This is a genomic window from Fimbriimonadaceae bacterium, from assembly GCA_023957775.1.
Taxonomy (GTDB): Bacteria; Armatimonadota; Fimbriimonadia; order Fimbriimonadales; family Fimbriimonadaceae; genus JAMLGR01.
On record JAMLGR010000006.1, the window covers coordinates 130,493 to 151,048 of the forward strand.

Here is a 20,556-nt window from a genome sequence, read left to right on the forward strand (position 1 = left end):
TCCCGATTCCCGAGTCCCGATATACTAGACGCATGGTCCTTCTCGCCGCACTGGTCTTCGCGACCACCCCCCAAGCGCAGCCCGCGCTGCCCAACCGCATCCTGATCATGAGCCGGACCCTGGGGTACCGCCACGACTCGATTCCCACGGGGGTCGCCGAAGTGACGGCGCTGGCCAAAGCCCACGGCATCGAGGTCGAGGCCACCGAGGATTCCACCAAGTTCACGCATGAAAACTTGAAACGATTTGGCGCCGTGGTGTTCTTGAGCACGACGGGCGACATCCTCGATGAGGCGCAGCAACTGGCCTTGCGGCGGTTTGTGGGCATGGGCGGAGGGTACATGGGCATCCACGCCGCGGCGGACACCGAATACGACTGGCCATGGTACCGGGATCTGGTGGGCGCCTGGTTCCTGTCGCACCCCGCGATCCAGCAGGCGAAGATCGAGGTCGTGGACCACGAGCATCCGTCGACGAAGCACTTGCCCGCGGTGTGGACGCGCACCGACGAGTGGTACGACTTCCGCGCCCTCCCTCCGGCGGACGCGCGCATCCTGCTCAAGCTCGACAACTCGAGCTACCAGGGCAGCAAGATGGGCGACAACCACCCCACGGCCTGGTGCCGCGAAGTGGACGGCGGGCGTTCGTTCTACACGGGCGGCGGCCACACGAAGGAGTCGTACGCGGAGCCGGATTTCCAGAAGCACCTCGAGGGCGGCCTCCTCTGGGTCCTCCACAAAGCCTAACCCTTCGGCTTCGCCACCACCACGAACTGCCAGTACTTCGAGTCCTCGAAACGGTTGCCCGTGAGCAGGTTCAGCAGTTTGAGCTTGCGCCCGTAGTTGGCGTTCACCCCTTGCAGTGAAACGACCGAGAAGTCGGCCTCCTCGAACAGTCGCGGGATGCTCTTCTTCGTGAAGAACCGCAGGTGGGTGCGGTCGAAGATGCCCTCCTCGCGGTACCGGAAGTCGCCCTCCCAGACAATGTGGGCCAGCGCCTCCCAATAACGGAGGTTGGGCAACGAGGCGACCACGCATCCTCCGGGCGCCAGAAGTCGCGCGGCGTCCCGTAAGGTCGCTGCAGGTTCGGCCAGGTGCTCCAAGACGTCGGCGAAGACGACGGCGTCGAACGAGGCGGCCTCAAGGGTAGGCATGAGGAGGCGGCAGTCGCCGATCAGCACTTTGTCGAGGCGCGCGGCTGCGTGAGGTTCCATGTCAGGGTTCATCTCGATGCCCCAGACTTCCGCCCCGCGCTCCAGGCGAAGGGTTTGGCCGAACACGCCCGCGCCACACCCCACATCCAGGATGCGCCCGGCGTCCCGGGGAACAAACGCCGCCACCTCGGGCCGCGGGCCCTTGTAGTAAAGCGGAACCCCGTCCAAAGACGTCGGCTGCATGAGCGCCAGTCTATCCCTTCCCCCGCAGACCCCCATCGCGCACATAGCGTCCTTTGCCTGCAACTCCCCCCGCGCCTCGGCGCCTCTGCGTGAAACCCTAGCGCCCTTTGCGTCCTTTGCGTGCAACCCTCCCCCCGCGCGCTACACTCGAAGCAACGCGCCATGGCTCCCGACACCAACCCCAACCCCGAGGCCGCTCGGCTGGACGAGAATCGGAGCCCCCACGCGCCCTGGCACCGGTGGGGCCCCTATTTGTCCGACCGGCAGTGGGGAACCGTGCGCGAGGATTACTCGGCGGACGGCTCTGCGTGGGACTACTTCCCGCACGACCACGCGCGCTCCCGCGCCTACCGCTGGGGCGAGGACGGGCTGTTCGGCTTCTGCGATCGCCACGGCCTGCTGTGCCTCTCCTTCGCGCTTTGGAACGGGAAGGACCCCATCCTCAAGGAGCGCCTCTTCGGGCTCACCAACGCGCAAGGCAACCACGGAGAGGATGTCAAGGAGTGCTACTTCCACGAGGACGGGCTGCCCTCCCACGCCTACATGCGCGCCCTCTACAAGTACCCGCAGGCGGCCTTCCCCTATGATGAGCTGGTCGAAGTCAACGGCAAGCGCCCGGTGGACGAACCCGAGTACGAGTTGGCGGACACCGGAGTGTTCGACGAGGAGCGCTACTTCGACGTCGAGGTCGAGTACGCGAAGCAGTCCCCGGACGCCATCGCCATGCGCCTGACGGTCACCAACCGCGGTCCCGATACCGCGGAGCTGGTCGTGATGCCGCATCTGTGGTTCCGCAACACGTGGTCTTGGAGCGAGGACGCGCCCCGCCCCAAGCTGCGCCAAACCGAGCCGGGCACGGTGAAGGCGGAGCATCCGCGTTACGGAGCCATGACGTGGTGGTGCGAGGGGGAACCGACGCTCCTGTTCACCGAGAACGAGAGCAATGCCGAGCGGCTGTTCGGCGAACCCAACGCGACCCCCTATGTGAAAGATGCCTTCCACGCGACGGTCGTGGACGGGGACGAGACCGCGGTCTGCCCTGACGGAGAAGGCACGAAGGTGGCGGCGCTCATCCGCGTGTCGCTGAAGCCGGGAGAGTCCCAGAGGGTTCGGGCGACTCTGGGTTTCGCCATGGAGCCCGCCCCGAAAGCGGACGACCTGGACGCGCTCTTCGCCACGAGGAAGAAAGAGGCGGACGCGTTCTACGCGGCCTTGGGTCCGCACGTGCCGGAGGATCCCGCGCGGGTTCAGCGGAGCGCGGTCGCGGGCTTGCTTTGGAGCAAGCAGCACTACCGTTTCGTCGTGCACCGCTGGCTCGACGGCGACCCCACGGCGCCTCCCCCTCCGGCCAGCCGTCTCAAGGGTCGAGATTCCGACTGGCGGCACCTGCACGCCGACGACGTGCTTTCGGTCCCCGACAAGTGGGAGTTCTCGTGGTTCGCGGCGTGGGATCTGGCGTTCCAGAGCGTCGCGTACGCGCTGGTGGATCCCGCGTTCGGCAAGTTCCAACTCACCCGCCTGGTGGAGGAGGCATATCTCCACCCCAACGGGCAGATGCCCGCGTACGAGTGGGCATTCGGCGATGCGAATCCGCCGGTGCACGCGTGGGCGGCGTGGCGGGTCTACACGATCGACCGCCGCATCACGGGGGTGGGCGACCGCGAGTTCCTCGAGCGCATGTTCCTCAAGCTGCTGCTGAACTTCACGTGGTGGGTGAACCAGAAGGACCAGGGTGGCAACAACGTCTTCGAAGGTGGCTTTTTGGGGCTGGACAACATCGGGGTGTTCGACCGCAACGCGGCGCTTTCCGACGGGAGCTTCGTCGAGCAGGCCGACGGCACGAGCTGGATGGCGATGTACTGCCTCGACATGTTCACGATCGCGGTCGAGCTTGCCGAGAGCGACGCGGCTTACGAGGATTTGGCTGCGAAGTTCCTCGACCACTTCCTCTACATCGCCGAGGCGATGAACAAGTTGGGGTCCGGCACGGGCCTGTGGGACGAGGACGACGGTTTCTTCTACGACGTGCTGGCGCGACCTGACGGGGCTCACACCCAGCTCCGGATTCGATCGATCGTGGGGTTGATCCCGCTCTTCGCCTCGACCACTTTGGAGGCGGATCGGCTGGAGCGGCTTCCGGTGTGCAGCGAGCGGCTCGAGTGGTTTCAGAGGCACCTACCGGATCTGATGGGCAACGTGGCGTCCTTCGTCGTTCCGGGGCAGAACGACCGCCGGCTGCTGAGCGTGGTGGACGAGAAGAAGCTGCGCCGCATCCTGGCTCGAATGCTCGACGAGGACGAGTTCCTCTCGCCCTACGGCATCCGTTCGCTTTCGAAGGCGCACGCCGAGCACCCCTTCGAGTTACGTTTGGGTGGCGAGACGGCTTCGGTGGATTACGAACCCGGCGAGTCGCGCGTCGGCACGTTCGGCGGGAACTCGAACTGGCGGGGTCCGGTGTGGTTTCCGCTGAACTTCCTGATCATCGAGGCGCTGCAGCGGCTGCACTACTATCACGGCGACGCTTTCCAGGTGGAGATGCCCACGGGGTCGGGCCATCTCGTGTCGCTCGACGAGGTCGCCAAGGAGTTGGAGCGGCGCCTGCTCGCCCTGTTCTTGGATTCGGACGGCCAGCGGCCTTACTGGGGCGGGGAAGCGGTGTACGCCCGTCCCGAGTGGCGCAACCACCTGTGGTTCAACGAGTACTTCCACGGAGACACGGGCAGGGGTCTCGGAGCCTCGCACCAGACTGGTTGGACCGCGCTGGTCGCGAAGCTCGTGGAGCAGTTCTACGTGACGGCGTATGGGGGAGGGGGTTGAGGGGAGCGTCCTCCCCTCGACACACAATCCTCAATACCGATACATCTCGGCTTTGTACGGCCCTTCGACGTCCACGCCGATGTAGTTCGCCTGATACTCGGTGAGTTCCGTGAGCGTTACGTTCAACTTCACGAGCTGCAACCTGGCCACTTTCTCGTCCAGCAGCTTCGGCAGCACGTACACGCCGGGCGCGTACTCGCCCCTCTTGGTCCACAGTTCGATCTGTGCGAGCACCTGGTTCGCGAACGAGCTGGACATCACGTACGACGGGTGGCCGGTGGCGCACCCGAGGTTCACGAGGCGGCCCTTGGCGAGCAGCGTGATCTTCTTGCCGTCGGGGAACGTGATGTGGTCGACTTGGGGCTTGATCTCGTCCCACTCGTACTTCTCGAGCGACGCGACGTCGATCTCGTTGTCGAAGTGGCCGATGTTGCACACGATCGCCTCGTTCTTCATGGCGGCCATATGGTCGTGCGTAATCACGTGGTAGTTGCCCGTGGCGGTGACGAAGATGTCGGCGAGCGGCGCGGCTTGTTCCATGGTGACGACCTTGTAGCCCTCCATGGCGGCTTGCAGCGCGCAGATGGGGTCCACTTCGGTGACCCACACCTGGGCGGAGAGCGCCTTGAGCGCCTGCGCGCAACCCTTGCCGACGTCGCCGTAGCCGCAGACGACCGCGATCTTGCCCGCGACCATCACGTCGGTGGCGCGCTTGATGCCGTCCACGAGCGACTCGCGGCACCCGTAGAGGTTGTCGAACTTCGACTTGGTGACGCTGTCGTTGACGTTGAAGCACGGGAAGGGCAGCTTGCCCTCTTTCTGGAGCCGGTACAAGCGTTTCACGCCCGTGGTGGTCTCCTCGCTGACGCCTCGAATGGCTTCCTTGATGTGGCTGTAGTAGCCGGGGGTGCTCGCCAGGCGCTTCTTGATGGAGTTGAACAGCGCGACCTCCTCCTCGCTGGAGGGGTTGTTCAGGACGCTCGCATCCTTCTCGGCATCCGCGCCGAGCATGACGAGCAGGGTGGCGTCGCCGCCGTCGTCGAGGATCATGTTCGGGGTGGACCCATCGGCCCACTCCATGATCTGGTGCGTGTACTCCCAGTACTCGTCGAGGCTCTCGCCCTTGGTGGCGAACACGGGCACGCCGGTGGCGGCGATGGCGGCGGCGGCGTGGTCCTGCGTCGAGTAGATGTTGCACGACGCCCAGCGCACCTCGGCGCCGAGGGCCGTGAGGGTTTCGATGAGCACGGCGGTCTGGATCGTCATGTGGAGCGATCCGGCGATGCGCGCGCCGACGAGGGGTTTGGATTTCGCGAACTCCTCGCGGATGGCCATGAGGCCGGGCATCTCGGTTTCGGCGATGGACATCTCCTTGCGGCCCCAGGGCGCGAGGGAGAGGTCGGCGACGTGGAAGTCTTGAGTCTGAACGGTTTGCAAGCTAGTGCCTCCTATGGGCAGTCGCGAGCGCCGTTGCCAGGCCACGGTAGGCCTCCCACGGAGCCTGGTCGAGGACTGCAGCGCTCCTCCGTGGTTGGTGTTATTATGGCATGCAGTTGCTGGCGCCCGTAGGGGAGCACAGCCCCTTGCATCTCTGGGCTGGGGTGAGGGGCGGATCCCAGGGTGTCAAGAAGCACGCGGGGTTCGTCATGGTTGATCGAGAAGCGAGGGACAGACTGGCCGAGGGGTTGCGACGTTTGTTGTCCGGACGCATCGACAACCTAGAGTTCGACGACCTCGAGGATTGGGCAACGACCGATCGCGCCTTGGATGCGATCTTCTCTGCGGCTTGGCTGCATTACGACGACTTCCGCTCGCACCCGTTGCGCCTGACCGGAGGGCAGAGACTCAATTTGATGCGCTGCATCGTGTTCCTGCATACGGACTTTGAGTACGAGTGGGCGCCGCCGGAGTGTTTCATGGCCGACCTTCTGAGACGTCTGCTCGATGGGTTGACGGGGCGTCGGTTCGGCCTTTGGCCCAAACCGGAGCGCAATGAATGGCTCGTCTGGCCTTTTGCTCGCCCTGAGCACTATGCGAAGGCGCTCAAGCATCCGCGCCTTCTATCGGGAAAGCCCTTTGGGGAGAGCTGCCGCGTCGCGGGTGTTTGAGTGCCCACCCGACCTTGGGGTTGGCCGGCCAAAGCCGAACCCCTGGGAACATCTGCCGGACGCCTGCAACGGCCCAACGCCTGGATGCGTCCCTTCGAGGACATGCATCTTCTGAGCGGCTGGTTCGAAAGGACATTTCGCGGCGCCACGGTCAACGACATCCACTCGGCCCTGAACGCGACGAAAGTCGATCGGGTCGTCCAGCCGAAGAACGTCGAGGAGGCGGCCTCGCTCGTCCGCCGACTGGCCAGGGAAGGCAGGAGCCTATCGGTGGCCGGGGGAAGGCACAGCATGGGGGGCCAGCAGTTCTCGACGGCCGACATCCTCCTCGACTCCCGTCGACTCAACCGCGTCCACAGCCTCAATCCCGAGACCGGGCTCTTGAGTGTCGAGGCGGGCACCCAGTGGCCCGAGCTGTTGGCCCATTTGAAGTCCATGCCGTCCAACACAAAGCCGGGCTGGACCTTCCGCCAGAAGCAGACGGGCGGCGACCGGATGAGCCTGGCGGGAAGCCTTTCCTCGAACATCCACAGCCGAGGATTGACGTTTCGACCCTTCGTCGACGACATTGAGAGCCTCACGTTGGTCGGCCCCGAGGGCGAGCCGAGCCGAATCGACCGTTCCAATCCGCTCTTCAACTATGCGGTGGGCGGCTATGGGCTCTTTGGCATCGTAACCCAGGTTGAATTGAGGCTGGTCAAGCGGCACAAGCTTCGCCGCAACGTCGAGATTCGACCCTCCGAAGGGATCCTCGGCGCGTTCGACGAGAAGATCGCGAGCGGCTACGAGTACGGCGACTTTCAGTTCGCCATCGATCCTGCTTCCGAAGACTACTTGCGGAAGGGTGTTTTCTCGACCTACGAGCCGGTGGCCGAGGAAACCCCGATTCCCGCCGCGCAGAAAGGCATCCCAAGCCGGGCGTTCCACCACTTGGTTCGACTGGCACACGAAGACCCGACCCAAGGCTTCGAGCTTTACGCGAGGTTTTATCGCGCCACGAACGACCAGATCTACTGGTCGGATGAGCACCAGATGGCACCGTATCTCGACGGCTACCACAAGAAACTGGATCGCGTGCTGGGAGCAGCGTGCAAGGGCAGCGAGATGATTTCTGAGCTGTACGTGCCCCGAAAGGACCTTGAGGCCTTTCTGGCTGTGGCCAGGACCGAACTCCGGCGCCTCAAGGCAAAGGTCATCTACGGAACGATCCGGCTAATCGAGGCGGAGAACGAGACTGTGCTCGCTTGGGCGACCCAGCCCTGGGCCTGCATCATCTTCAATCTCCACCTCGATCACTCCCCGGAAGGTCTGGTGCTAGCCCGAGACCAGTTCAGGATGCTCATCGATGCCGCCCAGTCATTTGGCGGAAGCTACTACCTCACCTATCACGGCTGGGCTTCCAAAGAGCAGGTGCTCACCTCCTATCCCCGACTGCCCGAGTTCCTGGCGGAGAAGAAGAGACGAGATCCGGCGGACCTGTTCACCTCGAACTGGTATCGACGAATTCATCGCTTGGTCGAATGAGCGATCCACTCGCCGTGGATCATCCCATCGACTTCCGCGCAGCCCACGCCGGATACCGAGGCGAGGGCAAAGCCGTTCTTGTTAAGGAAAGCTTCGACCTGCTCCGGGCGGATTCCCCAGCGAAACGGCTCGTTCATTGCTTCCAACATCCGGTCGATCTTTGCCTGGTTTGCGCTCATCGAAGGATGCCCCTGGTCGTCGAGGCCGACAAACGTGAAGATCAGCGTGCTGCCGCTGGGTAGTTCCGCCAGGACCTGCTCGACCTCCGACTCGGTGAGGTACATGAAGACACCCTCGGCAACGTAGGTCGTTGGTTTGTCGAAGCGCGGGAGATTGTCGCCCGCGGGCAAGTCCGCCGCGACGAACGTGATGGGCTTGGCGGGAAGTTGAGCGAGAAGGCTCCGCTTCCTCGACTGCAACTCCCCCCGGTCCAACTCTGCAACGGTTCGGCGCGAGGCCTGCATATAGGCAAGGCCGTCCAGCCCGGCACCGAGGACCACCAAGACTGCAGGGTTGATCTCGTCGACCAGTTGCTGGATCCGCACCTTGCGTGCGCCGTAGTGGGCGCACACGCCGGGTATTCCCCGGTTCTCACCTCGGTGGACCATCCACCGAATGGCTCGATTCCTGAACAGCCATCGCGCCGGGTTGCGCATGGCGGCCAGCATCCTGTCGGTGTAGTCAACAAGGTCCGTTGGCAGCGGCTTGCCATCGCATGCGGTCAACCACAGCCCGAGGAGGACCGTCTCCGCCGTCGATTTTGGGAACACTTCTGAGAGCATACGGCTTTCGCCTACCGTCCTCGACGCTGTATCGAGGCAGGGTGACAGTAAACCCCTGTATCACCAGTCGCGTCACGCTGTGGACCGGCCGAAGAGGGTCGAGACGCGCCCCCGGCGAATCGAGTGGGCGGTGAATGGATTGGCACATTTAGGGCGCCGATCCGCGGCGGAGGAAGACCAACATGATCCTATTCTCGTCACGCAAGCTCGAGTCCGTCCTGGCAAACGGGGAACTGGGACCCTGGGACAAAGCACGCTACGCCATCATCCCTTCCGTTCTGGGCGCGTTGGGCGGCCTCAGCTATCTGGTGCGACCCGCGTTTGGTCAGCACACGCCGGCCGAGGTTGCCTTGGTTGGATCGACCTGCCAGGTCCTTGCGGCGATCCTCGCCTACCACGGTTTCAAGCGGTGTTTCGAAACGAACCAATCTTTCGGGGGCGAGTCGTTTCTCGAGCGCTTCACGATCCTGTTGCTTCCACCCTTGCTGATCACAGGGATCATTGGGATCAGTTTAAGCTTGACCGTGATTGGCATTGCCGCTACGTTACGGCAGGGCGTGCCGGAGGCGGGCGTCTGGGCCGGCGGGACAGTCGCGGTGATGAATCCCTTGTTCGTTTGGGTGTTGTACCGGATGCTCGACTGCTCCTTTGAGCGGCTAGGAACTCGGCTTCGAGGGGACTGATTCGCTCGGTTGGAAGGGTCACGGCTGAGCCAAACTTGAGGCGAGATGCCGAATCAACCTCTCGAATCCGATTGGAAGTGCGACGGGCCTCGCACGATCGATTAGCATGAGCAGCCTCGACCCGTCGGAGAAGCGTAGGCTTCTGAGCGAGGCTCTGATGGCCGAAGAGGGGATCGCGTTTCGGTCCGCGTTGCCGGGCATCGAGTCGGAGGAGGAGACCTCGCTGCGGGCCGCCGAGGAGGTGGGGGCGCGCATCGTGTGCCTCTTCTGCGTTGCGGGTGCCGCCGAGGACGTCAGGAACACGTTCTGGCGCGAGTACCTTGAGGAGCACGAGCTCTGGGAGCACCTGACCCCGCAAGAGACCTCTCTCCTTGCAAGGGCCGAGCCGGACGAGCGCGCCAACATCGACGCCTCGTGGCGCAGCGAGGCGCTGTTCGTCTTGATGTGGGCCGCGGGACTCTTCGAGGAGCTTCCGATTCCCAGGGAGCAAGTGGACAGTGGCATCATCGTCGGTCGTTTTCCGCCACCCGACGCGTCGCCCTGGCCCTTCGTCCAGGGATTGACCCTCAGGTCCAAGACCGAAATCCTCGACGCCGCGGACCTGATCTACCGGCTGCACTGGGAGGTGCGCCATGCCGCAAGGCACGGTAAGAAACCGCCCGGAGGGTTGGATCCGGGAGTCGTCCAAGAGCGCCACCACGCCCTCAACTGGCTGATCCGCTACGGCGAGCAGGAGTGGGACGTCGTGTCCACCGACACTTGAGGAACGGGCGACAATCGGTTGTGGCTGCCGTCGATGCTGTATCGTGACTGAGTGGCCGCAAACCCGTGTATCACCGTCCATGTCACGCTCCTGTCCGATGGGGCGACGTGCGCGATTCCCGTCGGGTTCGACCCGAAGGAGCTCTTCGGCAAGGTGCGGGCGCCCGTGAAGGTGACCCTGAACGGCTTCACGTTCCGTAGCACGATCGCGTCGATGGGCGGCGAGACGTTCATCCCCCTGCGCCGGAGCAACCGGGAGGCCGCGGGCCTGGCAGGAGGCGAGAGCCTCGACGTCCGCATCGAACTCGACACCGAATCGCGAACGGTCGAGCCTCCGAGAGACCTTGCGGACGCGCTGAAAACGGCCCCCGGCGCGTGGACGCGCTGGAACGAACTCAGCTTCACCCATCAGCGCGAGACCGTCGAGGCGGTCGAAGGGGCGAAGCGATCCGAGACGCGCGCGCTTCGCATCGAGCGGGCAGTGAAGGGATTGGCGGACGAGGAGTAGGTCCCGAAGGCGCCGGTCCACACGGGCGCCCATCCGCCAGCAAGACACTAGGAAAGACCCAGCGCCAGGCGCAACCCCTGCTCCACGGCGCCGAGTCGAGCCCTGCCCAAAGAGCCGGCCCGTTCGACGAGCACGGCCTTGTCGATCGTAACGACCTGGGACACGTTGGCGACCGAATCGCGCGGCAAGCCCGTCGCCCGTTTGGGCAGGAGCACGTTGCCCGGCGCCGCGCTCAGGGCCAGATTCGAGGTCAGCACCACGGCGATCGTGGTTGCAATGCGGCTCGCGTTGAACGCATCGTCCTGCACGATCAAGACCGGGCGGCGAAACCCCGGCCCGGACCCACGGGGCTCGCCGAGATCGGCCCACCAGATCTCTCCCCGCCGACTCACCAATCCCCTTCGACAGCCGTGCGCTGGGCGCGCGCGAGCCGAGGGTCGAGGGCGCCCGGTTGCGCGTCGTACACCGCGTTGAGGCGTTCCGTCACCCGGTCCGCGCGGTGCCGGGCGACGTACTCCTCGATCGCCTGCGCGTAGAGCGCACTGCGCGATTTTCCAAGCCGCTTGGCAAGCCGGTCCGCCGCGGCAAACAACTCGTCCGGCAGCGAGATCGCCGTTTTCATACTCTAGTTATACCACGGTATGACTGGCGGATTGCCTACCCCTTCGGCTCGCGCGGATCCGGCACGACGCTCAGCTTCTGCGTCACCGACTTGCCGTCGACCGTGAGCGTCACCGTGTACTCGCCCGGCGCGACCGAAACCCCTCGTCCCCCGAAATCCCACACGATCCGGTGGGCGCCGGCTTCGGCGGAGAGCGGAAGCGTGGGCTTCACCCAGTAAGGCGCGATCGTGAGGGTGCTCGCGTTGGGCGGTCTCGGCTTGTCGGTGCTTGAGAACCTGCGGACCTCCTTGCCTGAGGAGTCGGTGATCGTCAGCTCCACCACCCCCGCGGCTCGAGCAAGCGCGTAGTCGAGGATCGCACCGTTCGGCGGGTTCTCGCAACGCGGTTCCTCGATGGGAAGCGGCGTGCCGTCGTCGAACCCGGGACCCCGGACGAACAGCACGGCAGGCGAGGGTTGGAACAACACCACCGGCGTCGAGGCCGTTTGCGGAGACATCTGCCTCAGAGGGGACGCGTCGTCGAGGATCCAGACCGCGCGTCCGTGCGTTCCCACCACGATGTCTGCGCCCGCAAACACGAGGTCGCGCACCGAGGCCGGCGGCAGGTTGAGCTGCAAGGGCTGCCACGACCCGCCGTCGTCGAACGACGCGAACACGCCCCGCTCCGTGCCTGCGTAGAGGAGCCCCTTTCGGATCGGGTCCTCGCGCACCACGTTCACCCACTGGTCCGACGGAAGACCCTTCGTGGTGAGGGTCCACGTCTTCCCGCCGTCGTGCGTGCGATAAATGTAGGGCCGGTTGTCGTCCAGCCGGTGCCGATCGATGGCGGCGTACGCGGTCTGCGCGTCGAAGGGGGACGCGTCGATGATGCCTACCTTGCTCCATGGGGTGAGTTGGGGAGGGGTCACGTTCTGCCAACTCTTGCCCTCGTCGCGGGTGATCCAGATCAGCCCGTCGTCGGTGCCGGCCCAGATCTGGCCCTTCGCGACGGGCGAAGGTGCGAGCCAGTACACGACCCCGCGCCGGGGCGAGCCGTCGTGATCCGCGGCGGTCGGGGCATCCAGGTTCGCTGGCACGGTGTTCGTCTCGCGCGTGAGGTCCGGGCTGATCGTCTGCCAGCTCCGGCCGCCGTCGCCGCTTCGAAACACGCGCTGGTGGCTGGTGTAGAACACCTTCGGGTCGAGCGGGGATGCGGCGATCGGGAGGGTCCACGTCTTGCGCCAAGGTCCGCCCTCTTTGCCGGCGGTCGGGTTCACGGTCATGTGCCAGCCGTCCGCGAGCCGTTCGATGGTGCCGCCATCGTCGATCACCGTGCCGGGGTGGAGCCGATCCACTGCGATCGTGCCGCTTTCGCCCCCGGCGGCCATCGGACGCCAGTCGCGCATCGAGATGTTGTCGTGATTCGAGCGGCTGGGCAGGGCCATCGCACCGGAATCCTGCTGCGCGCCGTACACCCAGTAAGGGAACCGTGTGTCCGCGATCACGTGATAGAACTGGCCCGTGGGCTGGTTCAACCAGCTGCTCCACGTGTTCCCCCGGTCCACGCTCACGACCGTTCCCTGGTCGCTCGCAACGATCATCCGGTTCGGATCGTCCGGGTTGATCCAGAGGGACTGGTAGTCGTCGCCCCCCGGCGAGCCCTTGATGGGGAGGAAGTGCTTGCCGCCGTCGGTGGAGCGGTACATCCCCGTGTTCATCACGTACACCATCTCGGGGTCCTTCGGGTCGGGCGTGATGCCTCCGAAGTACCAGCCGCGGCCCCACAACCGGGAGTCGGAGGTTGCCAGGGACCAGTTCAGCCCCTTATCCTCGGACACGAAGATGCCGCCGCCCTCTTTGGCGTTCGTGTCCACGACGGCGTACACACGGTCGGGCTTCGCGGGCGAGAACGCGATGCCCATGTGCCCGAAGAACGCAGGCAGGCCATGGCCCTCGATCCGCGTCCAGGTCTTGCCGGCGTCGGTGGTGCGGTACAGGCCGCTGCCGGGCCCGCTGCTGGGCGGGTAGATGGACCACGGCGGCCTACGAGTTTGCCAGAGCGTTGCGAGGATGGTGTTCGGATCGCTCGGGTCCATCGCGAGGTCGATCGCGCCCGTGTCGGCGTCCTTGAACAGCACCTTGCGCCAGCTCTTTCCGCCGTCGGTGGACTTGAAGACGCCGCGCTGTTCGTTGGGGCCGTAAGGGTGGCCGAGGGCCGCGACGTAGACGGTGTCGGCGTCCCGCGGGTCCACGAGGATCTTGCCGATCTGGCGGGTGTCCTCGAGGCCGATGCGCGTCCAACTGTCGCCGCCGTCCGTGGACTTGAGCATGCCGTCGCCCTGCTGGATGTCGCTCCGCATGTCCGCCTCGCCCGTACCCACGTAGATCACGTTGGGATCGCTGGGCGCAACCGCAAGGGCGCCGATCGAGGCGACCCCCATCTCGTCGCAGACCGGCCACCACGTGCGACCCGAATTGCGCGTCTCCCACACCCCGCCGCCGACCGCCCCGAAGTAGTAGCGCTCGGGTTGTCCGGGCACGCCGCAGCATGCAAGGCACCGGCCCGCCCTGAACGGCCCCACGAGCCGGTAGCTCAGACCGCCGAACAGCGAGGCGTCGTAGGTCTGAGCGGACCCGAGGGCTGCGGCGCCGAACGCAAGGAGGATGGCGAGGACCGATCTCATGGATCGATGTTAGTCCGCTTCGAGGCGGGAAGCAAGGGGGTGGGGTACCGTCGCCTCGGGGCCAAAGAACCGTGGCTGAGTTCCTCACACACAAGAACATGCGTTGGTACGGGCCGGGCGATTCGGTGTCGCTTCGGGACATCCGGCAGGCGGGGTGCCAAGGCGTGGTCACGGCGCTGCACCAGGTGCCGGTGGGCGAGGTGTGGAGCGTCGACGCCATCCTCGAGCGCCGGGCTTTGATCGAAGCCGCCGGACTGGAGTGGCGGGTCGTCGAGAGTCTGCCCGTGCACGACGCCATCAAGCGACGCGACGGCGAGCGCCCTCGGTACATCGACCGTTACCGCACGAGCCTGGAGAACCTTGCCAAGTGCGGAGTGAGCGTGGTCACGTACAACTTCATGCCCGTGTTCGATTGGCTGCGCACGGACGTGGAGAGCCCGCTCGCCGACGGCAGCAACACGCTGCGCTTCGACCGCTCCCACCTCGCCGCGTTCGATCTGTACGTGTTCGGGCGCCCTGGGGCGGAGGGGGATTACTCGCCCGAAGAGGTTGAGAAGGCAAACCGGCTGTCGCAACTCCAGCGGGACCGTTTGACCGCGACGGTCCTCATGGGTTTGCCGGGAAGCGACGAGCCGTTCACCCTCGACGGGGTGCGTCAGGCCATGGCCTCGTACGCGGACATCGATGCGGCCGCCCTTAGGGAGAATCTCGGGCTGTTTCTGCGAGACGTGGTGCCTACGGCGGAGGAGAACGGTGTGCGTCTGGCGATCCACCCCGACGATCCGCCGTTTCCCGTGTTCGGTCTGCCCCGCGTCGTGAGCACCGAAGCGGATCTGGCCTGGATCTTGGATGCCGCGCCCTCGCCCAGCAATGGGCTGTGCTTCTGCACGGGGTCGCTTGGCGTTCGGCCCGACAACGACGTGCCGGCCATGCTGGGGCGCCTCGGCTCGCACGTCCACTTCCTTCACCTTCGCAACACGAGGCGCGACGGGGAGGGTGGTTTCTGCGAATCCGGCCATCTGGAGGGCGACACGGACATGGCTGCCGTGATGCGCGCGGTGTTGGAGATCATGCGCCGTCGGGGCGAGCCGTTGCCAATGCGGCCCGACCACGGCCTCCAGATGCTTGACGACCTCCACAAGCGCGCCACCCCCGGCTACTCCGCCATCGGCCGCCTCAAGGGTCTCGCCGAGCTAAGGGGCTTGGAAATGGGGCTGGCCAGCCGGTGAAGCCGATCCCTCTCCTCGCCAAGACCAGCCTCGTCCTCAGCCTCTTGGCCACGCTCTGGTTGCGCGAGTCGGGGACGGGCTCTGTCTCTTGGCCCCAGATCACCACTGGAACCTCTGGGGGTTGGAGGGGCACGGCGGGGAGGTGGACCTGATCCGCGAGGGTGGGGAGTGGAAGATCGACTCGCACACACCCTACGTTGAGATGATGCGCCGAATCTTGGGGGACTCCCCTTGACGGCTGGCGGTCAACGCGATGGGGTCTGCGACCGTACTCCCAACGATGGAAAGCGAATACCGAGCCTCCTTTGGGCGTCGTAGTTCCGCGGGCGCAGGAATCTCCCTCGTGACGTCGGTCGGCGTCGCCGTGGCCGTGCAGGTCTCCTGGTCGATCAACCACTCGATCGGATGGGCGATCTGGCATGGGTTGCTGAACTGGATCTACGTGATCTACCGGTGGATCGTGGGCGTCGGCTGAGCAGATCCATGGCAGACCCGGTGGAAGACCTGGTGCTCGACCTCCTCGAGTGGATCGGGCCGCACTCGAGGCCCTACGCCGAAACGGTCGAGGCGTGGCGAACGTCGTGCCCGCGCCTGCCGGTCTGGGAGGAGGCGCACGATCGCGGCTTTCTCGAGCATTGCAACGAGCCCGGACGCGGCGCGAGGCTGTTGGTTTCGGCGAAGGGGCGGGAGCATCTCCGGGCGCATCGGGGCCTCGCGGCGTGGCGCGAGGAGAGTGGCGCCCCGGAGACAGCAAATGACGCCTGAGCCCGAAGCACGCAGCTTAAGCAAACCAAAGAAGCGAGGGAGTCTGCTGTGGACTCTCCTGCATGTCACGGGGGTGCTTGTGTGCGTTGCCACGTTGCTCGGCTATGCGGGGAAGTGGATGTGGGCCCTCGATCTCCTCTCGGCGTTCCGCATGCACTACCTTGCGATCTTGTTTGGAGCGCTCGTTGCAGTGCTTGGGACGCGACGGTTTCGCTGGGCGGCCCTCTACGGCCTTGGGTGCTTGCTGAATCTTGTTGCGGTGATGCCCTACTATTGGCCAGTCAAACCCACGGGGAACGAGAAGGCCGAGACTCTTCGGATCGTGTCGCTCAATGTCAATACCGAGAACGACCGGTACGACCTGGTCGAAGGGTTTCTTCGCGACCGCCATCCCGACTTCGTCCTGCTTATGGAGATCGACGTCGCGTGGGTGAGGGCGCTCGAGGGCCTCAAAGGGGACTACCCGTACCAACTCGTCGAGCCGCGGGGTGACAATTTCGGCATCGCACTCCTGAGTCGCCACCCATTCCTGAAGGGTGAAGTCGCGTTCGTCGGCGAGTCGGGGGTGCCTTCCGTGATCGCCTACAGTTCGGTGAACGGCCACGCGGTCACGCTCGTCGGCACGCATCCTCTCCCACCGCTTCATGCAGACACGGCGAGGTTGCGCAACGAGCAACTCGCAGCCATTGCTTCGAGGCTACGGGGCGAGACCGGCCCAACGCTCCTTGTGGGAGACCTGAACATGACGCCGTGGTCCTCGGCCTTCGACGAATTGGCGAAGAGCACCGGCCTGCGGGACAGCTCGCTGGGCAGGGGCGTCCACCCAACGTGGCCAGCCATGAGGATTTGGCTGGGTATCCCGATCGACTTCTGCCTCGTCTCCAAGGGGGTCGAGATTCGGGATGCCAATGTCGGCTCCGCAGTCGGTTCGGACCACCTGCCTCTGGTGGTCGACTTTCGGCTCTAGGCACCTCGGATCACACACGTCACAATGAGGGCGGGGGACTCATGGAAAAGAACCGTCTCGAGGCGTTCAGCGACGGGGTGATCGCCATCATCATCACGATCATGGTGCTCGAGTTGAAGGTGCCGCACGGCGTCGAACTCGAGGCACTGGCGCCGTTGCTGCCGGTGTTCCTCAGCTACCTGCTGAGTTTCGTGTACCTGGCGATCTACTGGAACAACCACCACCACATGCTTCAGACCACGCGCAAGGTCTCCGGACCGATGCTTTGGGCGAATTTGCACTTGCTGTTCTGGTTGTCCCTCGTGCCGTTCACCACGGGGTGGATGGGCGAGAACCACTTTTCCGCGGCGCCGGCCGGCGTGTACGGCATCGTCCTGTTTATGGCCGCCATCGCGTACTTCCTCCTCCAACACCAGATCATCAAGGCGCAGGGTCCGGATTCGCTGTTGAAAGCGGCCGTGGGGAAGGACTGGAAGGGCAAGGTGTCGCCGATCCTGTACCTCGTGGCGATCGGGCTCGCGTGGGTCTGGCATTGGGGATCGATCGCGCTGTACGTGATCGTCGCCCTCATGTGGCTCGTCCCGGATCGGCGGATCGAGCGGGCCCTGACGGACGACGCCTGACCTTGAGGAATCCTGCTCGCGTGCACGGTCTGGACGATGCGTTTGTTGGCAGAATCGAGGCGACCTTCGGAGCGGAGGGTCGGCAGTGGCTGGAGACCTTCCCCTCGCTCCTGGAACGTGTGTGCGCACACTGGGGGCTGGTGCGAATTCGCGCGTTCCCAAACCTCTCCTACAACTACGTGGCGGGCGCCGAGCGCGGAGGCGAGCCGGTCGTGGTGAAGCTCGGGGTGCCCTGCAGGGAACTCAGAACCGAAGTGGGTGCTCTTCGGGTCTATGGCGGACACGGTGCGGTGCGTCTGTTGGATGCCGACGAGGGGCTCGGTGCGCTGCTCCTGGAGCGACTCGTGCCCGGCGCGTCCCTTACAACCCTCGACGACGCGGAGGCGACGGTAGCCGCCGCCCAGGTGATGCGGGATCTCCACCGTGCGCCGCCGTTGGGCGGTGCCTTTCCCACCATCGAGGATTGGTTTGGCGGGTTCGACCGTCTCCGCCGCCGATTCGAAGGAGGTACCGGTCCGTTTCCGACCGCTTTGGTGGAAGCGGCCGAAACCATGGGCAGGGAGCTTCTGGCAGAGCAGGCGCCCGCCCGTCTACTTCATGGCGACCTGCATCATGAGAACGTGCTTTCGGCGGGACGCGCCCCTTGGCTCGCCATCGATCCCAAGGGCGTGGAGGGCGAGCCCGCCTACGAGCCGGGCGCGTGGCTTCGCAATCCTCCCGGCTTCGCGCAGCAGCCCGGCGCGAAAGAACGGACCCGGCGACGCATCGCGCAGTTCGCCGAGATCTTGGATCTCGACCCCGTTCGGATCGCCCGATGGGCGGCGTGCCAGGCCGTGCTCTCGGTCTGGTGGAGCTTCGAGGACGGTGACCGGGAGTGGCGTTCGGGTCTTGGCACCGCGGAACTCCTTTGCTCGATCCCGTAGAATTCAGCAAGGCATGTCCCGTTACCTCGGATTGATTGTGGCGATTGGCGGCACGGTCGTCACGGGCGGTTTGGCCCTCTGGGTGTCCTCGGCCTGGTTCACCGGCTTCGCCCCGTTCGCGCTCCTGACCCTTTTGGGCGTTCGGGATCTCTTTCAAACGCGCCACAGCCTCCAGCGGAACTACCCGATCGTGTCGCATCTCAGGTGGTTCTTCGAGGACATCCGGCCGGAGATGCAGCAGTACTTCGTCGAAAGCGACCTCGATGGACGCCCCTTCGATCGCGATGCGCGCGCCCTTGTCTACGAGCGGGCCAAGGACGTGAACGAGGAGAAAGCGTTCGGGACCGAACTCGACGTCTACGCCATCGGTTACGAGTGGTTCGCCCATTCGCTCGCTCCCGTTTCACCGCAAGAGGCGCCGCCGCGCGTCGAGGTGGGCGGGACGGAGTGCAAGCAGCCGTACTCGATGGCGTTGCTCAACGTCTCGGCGATGAGTTTTGGCGCCCTCAGCAGCAACGCGATCCTCGCGCTCAACAAGGGCGCAAGGCTTGGGGGGTTCGCGCACGACACGGGCGAGGGAGGATTGACGAAGTACCACCTCGAGCCTGGGGGAGACCTCGTCTGGGAGATCGGAAGCGGTTACTTCGGATGCCGCACGAACCAGGGGGAGTTCGACCTCGAGCGGTTCCGCGACAAAGCGGCCGCCCAGTCGGTGAAGTGCATCTCGATCAAGCTCTCGCAAGGCGCCAAGCCGGGTCTGGGAGGGGTGATGCCCGCGTCCAAGGTGACCCGCGAAATCGCCGAGATCCGCGGGGTGCCGGAAGGGGAGAAGTGCGTTTCGCCCCCGTACCACACTGCGTTCGACACCCCGCGCGGACTGATCGAGTTCGTGCGCACTTTGCGGGAAGCCAGCGGGGGTAAGCCGACCGGCTTCAAACTTTGCGTTGGCGACGAGTCGGAGTTTCTCGGCATTTGCAAGGCGATGTTGGAGATGGAGTGCACCCCCGATTTCATCATCGTGGATGGTGGGGAGGGAGGAACCGGAGCCGCCCCCCTCGAGTTCGAGGACCATGTGGGGACCCCTCTGACGGAGGGCCTGCAATTCGTCCACAACGCGCTGGTCGGCGTGGGACTGCGAGACCAGATCCGGCTCGGCTGCAGCGGCAAGGTCTCCTCGGCGTTCGAGATGGCCAAGCGCCTCGCTCAGGGTGCCGACTACTGCAACGCCGCGAGGGCCATGATGTTCGCGCTTGGTTGCATTCAGGCCCAGCGGTGCCAAACCAACACGTGCCCCGTGGGAGTCACCACGCAGGATCCACGCCGCGTGAGAGGGCTGGTCGTCGAGGACAAGGCGCGGCGCGTCTGCAATTTCCAGCGCAACACGGTTGCAGACCTGATGCAATTGGTGGCAGCCATGGGCCTGGAAGGCCCTGCGCAGCTCGGGCCCGATCTGCTGATGCGGCGCATCGACGGCACCACGGTCCGCAGCTATGCGGAGCTCTTCCTTTCCCTCGCGCCCGGCGCGCTCTTGGAGGAAGGGCCCCCCGGGCGATGGGGTCCGCTGTGGCGCAGCGCCTCTTCCGAACGATTCCGAATCCCGGCGGCGGCCCGCCGCTGAACAGACCCATGGGCATCTCCTACACCGACGAGCTTTCCTATTTGAGACCTTCGCAGTTGTCCGGCTTTTTTGCCGGATGGCCCAAGCACCCGGATCCGGCCGCGCATCTGGAGATCCTCCGCGGAAGCCACGCGGTCTGGCTGGCGATGGACGGCGATCGTTGCGTCGGCTTCGTGAACGCCCTCTCGGACGGTGGGTTCTATGCCCACATCCCCCTCTTGGAGGTGCTTCCCGAGTACAAGGGCCGCGGCATCGGCTCGGAGCTTCTACGGCGCATGACCCAGACCCTGGAGGGCCACTACGCCGTCGATGTCCTGTGCGACGAGGACGTGGCTGCTTTCTACGAGTCGAGGGGTTTCCGTCGATGCGTGGGGATGGCTTTGAGGAACTACGAGCACCAGGAAAGGGTCCTCCCCGGGAGCCCTGCGTAGGAAGGTCCGGGCCCCTCACCGCGAAAGTGCCGGAGCACATGAACCGGATCGGCTGAAATCCTCGCGCCGAGTCACCGGTTCGTTCCCGGAACGACCGAGGCGTCCCACGTGCAACAGGCGATGGCGACCTACGGC

20 protein-coding genes and 1 riboswitch are annotated in these 20,556 nt (G+C 65.1%); of the genes, 14 read left to right on the forward strand and 6 right to left on the reverse strand.

Annotation, left to right across the window (positions count from 1 at the left end; genetic code table 11):
* Window positions 1-32 precede the first annotated feature (32 nt).
* On the forward strand, window positions 33-746 hold the full coding sequence (locus tag M9921_06925; GenBank protein ID MCO5296571.1) for a ThuA domain-containing protein: 714 nt from the start codon (window positions 33-35) through the stop codon (window positions 744-746).
* Here the strand turns inward: M9921_06925 and M9921_06930 are convergent.
* Window positions 743-1,396, reverse strand: coding sequence for a class I SAM-dependent methyltransferase (locus M9921_06930; protein ID MCO5296572.1), 654 nt, complete (start codon window positions 1,394-1,396; stop codon window positions 743-745). The two genes, M9921_06925 and M9921_06930, sit on opposite strands and share 4 nt — an antisense overlap.
* Window positions 1,397-1,558: 162 nt before the next feature.
* Here M9921_06930 and M9921_06935 point away from each other — a divergent pair, with 162 nt between their 5' ends.
* Entirely contained in the window at window positions 1,559-4,213 is a 2,655-nt protein-coding gene (locus M9921_06935; GenBank protein ID MCO5296573.1) for a hypothetical protein, read from the forward strand.
* A 30-nt stretch (window positions 4,214-4,243) separates the two neighbouring features.
* Here the strand turns inward: M9921_06935 and ahcY are convergent, their stop codons facing one another.
* On the reverse strand, window positions 4,244-5,650 hold the full coding sequence (gene ahcY / locus M9921_06940) for an adenosylhomocysteinase (GenBank protein MCO5296574.1): 1,407 nt from the start codon (window positions 5,648-5,650) through the stop codon (window positions 4,244-4,246).
* A gap of 18 nt (window positions 5,651-5,668) precedes the next feature.
* Window positions 5,669-5,745: riboswitch (S-adenosyl-L-homocysteine riboswitch) on the reverse strand.
* Window positions 5,746-5,760: 15 nt separating this feature from the next.
* Between ahcY and M9921_06945 the strand changes: the two genes are divergently transcribed.
* Together M9921_06945 and M9921_06950 are read left to right on the forward strand one after the other, a co-directional pair.
* A complete protein-coding gene (locus M9921_06945) occupies window positions 5,761-6,321 on the forward strand; it encodes a hypothetical protein (protein ID MCO5296575.1) in 561 nt (186 codons plus the stop codon).
* Window positions 6,322-6,405: 84 nt separating this feature from the next.
* Complete coding sequence (locus M9921_06950; protein MCO5296576.1) at window positions 6,406-7,845, forward strand: FAD-binding oxidoreductase; 1,440 nt, start codon at window positions 6,406-6,408, stop codon at window positions 7,843-7,845.
* Here M9921_06950 and M9921_06955 read toward each other — a convergent pair.
* Complete coding sequence (locus M9921_06955) at window positions 7,827-8,615, reverse strand: class I SAM-dependent methyltransferase (GenBank protein ID MCO5296577.1); 789 nt, start codon at window positions 8,613-8,615, stop codon at window positions 7,827-7,829. The genes M9921_06950 and M9921_06955 overlap by 19 nt on opposite strands.
* Window positions 8,616-8,809: 194 nt before the next feature.
* Between M9921_06955 and M9921_06960 the strand changes: the two genes are divergently transcribed.
* From M9921_06960 to M9921_06970, 3 genes are all read left to right on the forward strand, one after another.
* Window positions 8,810-9,310 carry a hypothetical protein gene (locus M9921_06960; GenBank protein MCO5296578.1) on the forward strand — a complete coding sequence of 167 codons (501 nt, stop codon included), beginning with the start codon at window positions 8,810-8,812 and terminating at the stop codon, window positions 9,308-9,310.
* Between the two features lie 106 nt (window positions 9,311-9,416).
* Entirely contained in the window at window positions 9,417-10,073 is a 657-nt protein-coding gene (locus M9921_06965) for a DUF4272 domain-containing protein (protein ID MCO5296579.1), read from the forward strand.
* A 51-nt stretch (window positions 10,074-10,124) separates the two neighbouring features.
* Complete coding sequence (locus M9921_06970; protein MCO5296580.1) at window positions 10,125-10,580, forward strand: YdeI/OmpD-associated family protein; 456 nt, start codon at window positions 10,125-10,127, stop codon at window positions 10,578-10,580.
* 47 nt (window positions 10,581-10,627) lie between these two features.
* Here the strand turns inward: M9921_06970 and M9921_06975 are convergent, their stop codons facing one another.
* From M9921_06975 to M9921_06985, 3 genes are read right to left on the reverse strand one after another with little or no spacing between them, the layout of a single operon-like run.
* Window positions 10,628-10,972: a type II toxin-antitoxin system PemK/MazF family toxin gene (locus M9921_06975; GenBank protein ID MCO5296581.1), complete on the reverse strand. Its 345-nt coding sequence runs from the start codon at window positions 10,970-10,972 to the stop codon at window positions 10,628-10,630.
* Window positions 10,969-11,202, reverse strand: coding sequence for a ribbon-helix-helix protein, CopG family (locus M9921_06980; GenBank protein MCO5296582.1), 234 nt, complete (start codon window positions 11,200-11,202; stop codon window positions 10,969-10,971). The genes M9921_06975 and M9921_06980 overlap by 4 nt, the downstream gene beginning before the upstream one ends.
* A 35-nt stretch (window positions 11,203-11,237) precedes the next feature.
* On the reverse strand, window positions 11,238-13,865 hold the full coding sequence (locus M9921_06985) for a hypothetical protein (GenBank protein MCO5296583.1): 2,628 nt from the start codon (window positions 13,863-13,865) through the stop codon (window positions 11,238-11,240).
* A 71-nt stretch (window positions 13,866-13,936) separates the two neighbouring features.
* On the opposite strand from M9921_06985, the gene uxuA reads away from it, so the two are divergent.
* The 7 genes from uxuA (at window position 13,937) to M9921_07020 (ending at window position 20,421) form a co-directional block, all read left to right on the forward strand.
* Window positions 13,937-15,094, forward strand: coding sequence for a mannonate dehydratase (gene uxuA, locus M9921_06990; protein ID MCO5296584.1), 1,158 nt, complete (start codon window positions 13,937-13,939; stop codon window positions 15,092-15,094).
* Window positions 15,095-15,577: 483 nt separating this feature from the next.
* Complete coding sequence (locus tag M9921_06995) at window positions 15,578-15,859, forward strand: hypothetical protein (protein MCO5296585.1); 282 nt, start codon at window positions 15,578-15,580, stop codon at window positions 15,857-15,859.
* Window positions 15,860-15,932: 73 nt separating this feature from the next.
* On the forward strand, window positions 15,933-16,826 hold the full coding sequence (locus tag M9921_07000) for an endonuclease/exonuclease/phosphatase family protein (GenBank protein ID MCO5296586.1): 894 nt from the start codon (window positions 15,933-15,935) through the stop codon (window positions 16,824-16,826).
* 41 nt (window positions 16,827-16,867) lie between these two features.
* Window positions 16,868-17,449, forward strand: a complete 582-nt coding sequence (locus tag M9921_07005; GenBank protein MCO5296587.1) for a TMEM175 family protein — start codon at window positions 16,868-16,870, stop codon at window positions 17,447-17,449.
* A 20-nt stretch (window positions 17,450-17,469) separates the two neighbouring features.
* Window positions 17,470-18,372, forward strand: a complete 903-nt coding sequence (locus M9921_07010) for an aminoglycoside phosphotransferase family protein (protein MCO5296588.1) — start codon at window positions 17,470-17,472, stop codon at window positions 18,370-18,372.
* A gap of 13 nt (window positions 18,373-18,385) precedes the next feature.
* Window positions 18,386-19,990 carry an FMN-binding glutamate synthase family protein gene (locus M9921_07015; protein ID MCO5296589.1) on the forward strand — a complete coding sequence of 535 codons (1,605 nt, stop codon included), beginning with the start codon at window positions 18,386-18,388 and terminating at the stop codon, window positions 19,988-19,990.
* Window positions 19,924-20,421 carry a GNAT family N-acetyltransferase gene (locus M9921_07020; protein MCO5296590.1) on the forward strand — a complete coding sequence of 166 codons (498 nt, stop codon included), beginning with the start codon at window positions 19,924-19,926 and terminating at the stop codon, window positions 20,419-20,421. Before M9921_07015 ends, M9921_07020 begins: the two co-directional genes overlap by 67 nt.
* Window positions 20,422-20,556 lie beyond the last annotated feature (135 nt).

Coding starts and splice junctions, on each gene's coding strand:
- M9921_06925 (MCO5296571.1), top strand. CDS start 33: ATGGTCCTTCTCGCCGCACTGGTCTTCGCGACCACCCCCCAAGCGCAG.
- M9921_06930 (MCO5296572.1), bottom strand. CDS start 1,396: ATGCAGCCGACGTCTTTGGACGGGGTTCCGCTTTACTACAAGGGCCCG.
- M9921_06935 (MCO5296573.1), top strand. CDS start 1,559: ATGGCTCCCGACACCAACCCCAACCCCGAGGCCGCTCGGCTGGACGAG.
- M9921_06945 (MCO5296575.1), top strand. CDS start 5,761: ATGCAGTTGCTGGCGCCCGTAGGGGAGCACAGCCCCTTGCATCTCTGG.
- M9921_06950 (MCO5296576.1), top strand. CDS start 6,406: ATGCGTCCCTTCGAGGACATGCATCTTCTGAGCGGCTGGTTCGAAAGG.
- M9921_06960 (MCO5296578.1), top strand. CDS start 8,810: ATGATCCTATTCTCGTCACGCAAGCTCGAGTCCGTCCTGGCAAACGGG.
- M9921_06965 (MCO5296579.1), top strand. CDS start 9,417: ATGAGCAGCCTCGACCCGTCGGAGAAGCGTAGGCTTCTGAGCGAGGCT.
- M9921_06980 (MCO5296582.1), bottom strand. CDS start 11,202: ATGAAAACGGCGATCTCGCTGCCGGACGAGTTGTTTGCCGCGGCGGAC.
- M9921_06985 (MCO5296583.1), bottom strand. CDS start 13,865: ATGAGATCGGTCCTCGCCATCCTCCTTGCGTTCGGCGCCGCAGCCCTC.
- M9921_06995 (MCO5296585.1), top strand. CDS start 15,578: ATGGCAGACCCGGTGGAAGACCTGGTGCTCGACCTCCTCGAGTGGATC.
- M9921_07005 (MCO5296587.1), top strand. CDS start 16,868: ATGGAAAAGAACCGTCTCGAGGCGTTCAGCGACGGGGTGATCGCCATC.
- M9921_07015 (MCO5296589.1), top strand. CDS start 18,386: ATGTCCCGTTACCTCGGATTGATTGTGGCGATTGGCGGCACGGTCGTC.
- M9921_07020 (MCO5296590.1), top strand. CDS start 19,924: ATGGGGTCCGCTGTGGCGCAGCGCCTCTTCCGAACGATTCCGAATCCC.